We start from the raw sequence: 4,694 nt of genomic DNA on the forward strand, positions 1-4,694 counted from the left end.
TGCCGTCGGACCTCGCGCAGACGCGCCTCGCCACGACCGTCGCAGCCGGTGGCCGGCTCCTTGACGAGTCGGAGGATCGCTGGCGGGTCGCCGACCCCGAAGGCAACGAAATGGTGATCGTCAGTGGGGCATGAGCTCGCACCGCAATCAGCATCGAACACGCACGCCACGTTGAACGCCAGGGACGACGCGCCGTATATCGCGACGGATCCGGCGCACCGCCACCCCACCGACAGGCGGCGCAGTTGACGAGCGCGTGATGCCCGATCTGGTGCGAGCCGGACACCCTCACATTCACCGACACGGCTCGAGCCCGCGGCGACTCAGCGTCCGACGGCAGCTCCTTACCCTCAGTGCCGTGAGCGCGCGATGCGAAGTGTGCGGGCGCTTCAGGAGCCCGACGGCATCCTCATGTGTCGCTACTGCCGCGACGACGGCCACGGTTCCGCCAGGACGCCACCGTGCGACCGGCAACGATCGGCGACCCGTCGACAAGAACCACGTCGACGGTGCGGGCCAGAGTGTCGCGCCCGGGGCAACGACACACGACCGTGGATGAACATCATCCCCGCGGGCACGCCGAGCAGGTCGGCGCACAGGCGGTTGCGGAATCCCACGTTGGGGGTGCTGGTCCTCTCCCACAGGGGGCCGCAGTCGGCGCACAACTCGATGTGCTGCCGCGACGTGGAGTAGTCGCCCCACTCGGTCGATGGCGCTGACACCGCAGCCGTAGCAGCCGCCGTTGTCGGGGTGGGCGAGGAGGGGCAGAGGGGCGGCGGCGTCACGGCGGGTGTCCATGATGGCCTTCCGGACGGCGCGGGCGTCGAGGTACACCCACGGCTGGTCGGCACCGTGGTCCTTCGCGTGAGAGGCGACAAGCACTCGTGGTGCTGGCGGGCGTCGGTCAACCCGGTGACCTCGACCCCGTGCCCCGGTGTGATGGACGGCCAGCACCACGCGTTTGGCCGTGCCCTATCTCCTATCCCCCAAGCGGGGAGCGACGAGGGCCGGGTACGGTGGGCGCATGAGCGACCTGACGATCCGGGCTGCGTACCGCATGTGGCCCGAGTACGACCGGCGCCTGCGCGACGTCGTCGCTGCGATGACCGAGGAGCAGCTGGCGACGAGACCGTCGCCCGACCGATGGCCGATCTGGGCGACCGTCGGGCATACGGCCTGCCAGCGGGTGTTCTGGCTCTGCGACTTCGCCGGCGAGCCCGGCGCCGAGACGACGCCGTTCACGAACGCCGCCTTCGACTGCCCGGGCGACGACGATCTCGACCACCCGCTCGACGCCGAGGCGCTCGTCGGGGCGCTGGACTCATCGTTCAGCATCGTCGAGCGCTGCCTGGATCGATGGACGCTCGACATGCTCGACGAGATGATCCATCGCCGATGGGGCACCGAGGAGCGGGTCCACGATCGCGGTTGGGTCCTGCAGCGGGTCTTCGCGCACGACGTTTACCACTGCGGCGAGCTGAACGAGATCCTCGGGACCGCCGGCTTTCCGCAGATCGATCTCTGGGACTGAGGCTTCGGCTCCCGTCGCGGCGACGACCTCCCGAGTCGGGCGCAGATCGCTCGGGTGTCACCGTCGTCGTCGACCATGACGTCGAGCTCCCCGAACCCGGCGTCGAGCAGCGATCGTCCGATCGGGTCGGCCTGATCGCCACCGAGCTCGAGGCAGAGGCCCCCCCCGGGCCGCAACCACCGCGTGCTCCGACGAACGACCGCGACGAGCAGGTCGGTGCCCTCGGCGCCCCCGTCGAGCGCGAGCCGAGGCTCGAACGCCTGGACGTCGGGCGGGAGCAGACGGATCGAGTCGGTCGGCACGTACGGCGCCACGGCGGTCATCACGTCGACCGTACGTTCGAGCTCCCTCGGCAGCGGATCGTCGAGGAAGCCCTCGAACGCCTCGACGCCGTTGCGCCTGGCACATCGAACCGCGTCGACATCGAGGTCGGTCGCGACGACGTGCGCGCTCGGGACGGCTGCCGACAGCACGGCCGCGATCGCGCCGGCACCCGTGCAGAGGTCGACGGCCGCCCCCTTCGGCGGCAGGAAAGAGGCAGCTCGCCGCGCCAGCGGCTCGGTCTGGGGCCGGGGCACGTAGACGCCCGGCGTCACGGCCAGCCGGAGCCCGCAGAACGTGGTCGCGCCGGTCAGCCAGGCGAGCGGCTCGCCCATGCTGCGACGGGACACGAGGTCGTCGAGCACCTCACGATCGCCTTCGGCCGCGCGGATGAGCTCATCGGCTTCCTCGGGAGCGGCGACGCATCCCGCCTCGGCCAAGACCCCCACAACGTCGAGCGGTGTCTGGTCCACGATGAGCCCAGGGTAACGGTGGTCTGCGGATGGACCCGCACCTGAACCGAGGTCGTAGGCCGGGCATCGCGTCACTCGGCACCAGAGGTCGATGCAGGAGCGAACCCCCCGCTGCCGATGCTTCGTGGGAAGACCACACGATCACATCCCCCGGGAGGGTTCCGTGTCCATCCGAAGGATCATCGCCATCACCCTCGCCTCATCGGCGATCGCGGTCACATCGCTGGCCGGAGGCTTCGCGCTCGCCGGCTCCGAAGGCGACGACGTCTTCTTCGCCTGCGCGAAGAACGACAAGGTGATCCCGGGGAGCATCTCGGTGAACCATGCCCCGAGCTGCTCGGGCGAGAGCGTGCTGGTGCAGTGGAACGAGACCGGCCCGGCCGGTCCTGCGGGAGAGCAGGGTCCGCAGGGCGAGCAAGGGCTGCAGGGCGACCAGGGCATCCAGGGCGAGCGGGGCCTTCAGGGGCCCGAGGGCGAGCAGGGCATCCAAGGCGAGCGCGGACCCAAGGGGGAGCAGGGGCCACAGGGCGAGCAGGGCATCCAGGGTGAGCAGGGTCCGCAGGGCGAGCAGGGGCCGAAGGGTGATCCGGGAACGGGTGGATCGCTCCGCTTCTACACGCGGACGGGCTTCCTCACGTACAACAGCCCCACGGGCTCACCGACGACGAGGCAGGTCGGCCTCTCATGCGACCTGAACGACCGGGCGATGGGACCGCTCGGCTCGGAGACGTTCTACGCGCAGGGCCAGTTGTTGCACGAACGCGCCGCGGTGACGAGCCCGCCCAACCGGCCGTGGGACCTGGTGTTCACGTTCACGCTGTTCCCGTCGTCGGTGACGACGGTCTCGGCGCAGATCGAGGTGCTCTGCGCCGACCTGACGCCGTAGCGGCCGGGCCTGCGCCCGCTCGCGCCCGGGTTGACCGCGCGTCGTAGCATCGCCGCATGCGGACGATCCGATCCCTCGTGGGTGGCGCGCCCGCCGACGGCGCCCCCGGCGGTTCCCTCACGGTCTCGAACCCGGCGCGACTCGAGGAGACGCTGGGCGTCGCGGCCCTGGGCGACGCCGCGACGCTCCTCGACGCGAACCGGCTGGCGCGGGCCGCGCAGCCGGATTGGGGGGCCACGCCCGCCCCGATCCGCGGCCGCGTCGTGCAGCAGTTCGGGCGACTCGTCGAGGACAACGCCGACGCGCTCGCACGGCTGATCACCCGGGAGATCGGCAAGCCGATCCGGGAATCGCACGGCGAGGTGCAGGAGGTCGTCGACACCTGCAACTTCTTCCTCTCGGAAGGGCGCCGACTCTACGGCCAGACCGTGCCGAGCGAGATGCCCGACAAGCAGCTGTTCACCTTCAGGGTGCCGGTGGGGGTGGCGACGATCGTGACGGCGGGCAACTTCCCGGTCGCGGTGCCGAGCTGGTACATCGTGCCGGCGCTCGTCTGCGGGAACGCGGTCGTCTGGAAGCCGGCCGAGTACACGCCGGCGACCGCCGAGGCGTTCTCGCAACTCCTGCTGCACGCGGGCGTGCCCGCCGGGGTCTTCTCGATGGTGCTCGCCGACGGAACCTCCACGTTCGCCGGGCTCGAGCAGACGCTGGACGAGGGGCTCGTCGACAAGATCGGCTTCACCGGCTCGACCGAGATCGGGCGCCGCATCGGCGAGCTCGCCGGTCGTCACCTGCAGACCCCCTGTCTCGAGCTGGGAGGCAAGAACCCGCTCCTGGTGATGCCCGACGCCGACCTCGACCTCGCCGTCGAGGGGGCCCTGTTCAGCGGCTTCGGAACCGCGGGGCAGCGGTGCACCTCGCTCGGCACCGTGATCGTGCACGCCGACGTGCACGACGACTTCCTCAACCGGTTCTCGAAGGCGACGGCCCAAGCGCCGATCGGGGACCCCACGGCCGACGTGCTCTACGGACCGATGATCTCCTCTCGATTCTGCGATCGGTTCGAGACCTGGCTCGAGCTCGTGCAGCCTCATCACACCGTGCTCGGCTCGACGGGCACAGGACGCATCACGGATGCGAACCCCCGGGAGGGATTCGTCGGCGATCCCGAGGCGGGGCTCTTCTACCACCCCACGATCGTCGACGGCGTGCGGCACGACGACGACCTCGCCTCGACCGAGACGTTCGGCCCGCTCGTCGGCGTCGCGACGTTCGAGACGTTCGACGAGGCGATCGCGCTCGCGAACGGGCACGGCTACGGCCTGTCGAGCAGCATCTACACGAGCGACCCGCTGAGCGTCTTCCGCTTCCGCGAACGCATCTCGGCGGGCATGGTGAGCGTGAACAACTCGACCTCGGGCGCCGAGGCGCACCTGCCGTTCGGCGGCAACGGACGCAGCGGGAACGGCTCGCGGCAGTCGGG

General features: G+C 70.5%; 4 protein-coding genes. 3 read left to right on the forward strand and 1 reads right to left on the reverse strand.

The genetic code is table 11. The annotated features are described in order from the left end of the window. Positions 1-1,024 precede the first annotated feature (1,024 nt). Positions 1,025-1,531: a DinB family protein gene (locus VFI59_11480; protein ID HET6714316.1), complete on the forward strand. Its 507-nt coding sequence runs from the start codon at positions 1,025-1,027 to the stop codon at positions 1,529-1,531. Here the strand turns inward: VFI59_11480 and VFI59_11485 are convergent. Continuing rightward, a complete protein-coding gene (locus tag VFI59_11485; protein HET6714317.1) occupies positions 1,462-2,325 on the reverse strand; it encodes a HemK family protein methyltransferase in 864 nt (287 codons plus the stop codon). The two genes, VFI59_11480 and VFI59_11485, sit on opposite strands and share 70 nt — an antisense overlap. Positions 2,326-2,488: 163 nt before the next feature. On the opposite strand from VFI59_11485, the gene VFI59_11490 reads away from it, so the two are divergent. Both VFI59_11490 and VFI59_11495 read left to right on the forward strand, forming a co-directional pair. Further along, on the forward strand, positions 2,489-3,211 hold the full coding sequence (locus VFI59_11490; GenBank protein ID HET6714318.1) for a hypothetical protein: 723 nt from the start codon (positions 2,489-2,491) through the stop codon (positions 3,209-3,211). Positions 3,212-3,267: 56 nt separating this feature from the next. Beyond that, a partial coding sequence (locus tag VFI59_11495) for an aldehyde dehydrogenase family protein (protein ID HET6714319.1) occupies positions 3,268-4,694 on the forward strand: 1,427 nt, incomplete at its 3' end.

The organism is Actinomycetota bacterium, from assembly GCA_035697485.1.
Classification (GTDB): Bacteria; Actinomycetota; UBA4738; order UBA4738; family HRBIN12; genus JAOUEA01.

Coding starts and splice junctions, on each gene's coding strand:
- VFI59_11480 (HET6714316.1), top strand. CDS start 1,025: ATGAGCGACCTGACGATCCGGGCTGCGTACCGCATGTGGCCCGAGTAC.